The sequence below is a fragment of the Faecalibacillus sp. TM498 genome (genome assembly GCF_020589955.1).
Taxonomy (GTDB): Bacteria; Bacillota_I; Bacilli_A; order Erysipelotrichales; family Coprobacillaceae; genus Faecalibacillus; species Faecalibacillus intestinalis.
The window spans coordinates 1-667 of record NZ_JAJDKB010000139.1; the positions used below are offsets into that span (position 1 = coordinate 1).

Here is a 667-nt window from a genome sequence, read left to right on the forward strand (position 1 = left end):
TTGTACTTCCTGGTGCACTGCTTCCTTTTTTTACAAGTTGGATTTGGATTGCTTCAAGTCTATATGAATATCCTTCCGTTCCTGCACTCTCTCCATTCTTTGCCCAGCCTAGCCAGCCAAATTCTTGTGAATGTACTCTATAGTAGATGTCATATTGTTTTGCCATCTCTCCTGTTAGCTTGATTCTTATCGCTTCTAGTCTTTTACTTTGTCCACTTGTTCCTGCCATTTGTCCATTGGCTTTCCATCCTTGCCATCCAATGTCTTGGACATGTGTTTGATATTCGATTGATCCACTGTATAATGGATTGCTTAAACTGATATTGATGGCTTCTAGTCTTTTACTTTGTCCACTTGTTCCTGCTTCTTCTCCATCATATTTTATTCCTTGCCATCCAATATCTTGAACATGTGTCTGATAGCTTACATATCTTTGTCTGTATGCATCCTGTGTACTTCCTGGTGCTTTTCCACCTTTTTCTACAAGTTTGACTTCTATTGCTTCCAATCTGTATGAATATCCTGCTGTCCCTGCACTCTCTCCATTCTTTGCCCAGCCTAGCCAGCCAAATTCTTGTGCATGCACCCTATAGTAGATATCATAGTTTTCTGCTAATTCATCTGTCAGTTTGATTCTTATTGCTTCTAGTCTTTTACTTTGTCCACT

General features: G+C 39.6%; 1 pseudogene. It reads right to left on the reverse strand.

Going from position 1 to position 667, the window contains the following annotated elements:
• Positions 1-667: pseudogene (locus tag LJD32_RS15035) on the reverse strand (hypothetical protein); the annotation flags it as partial.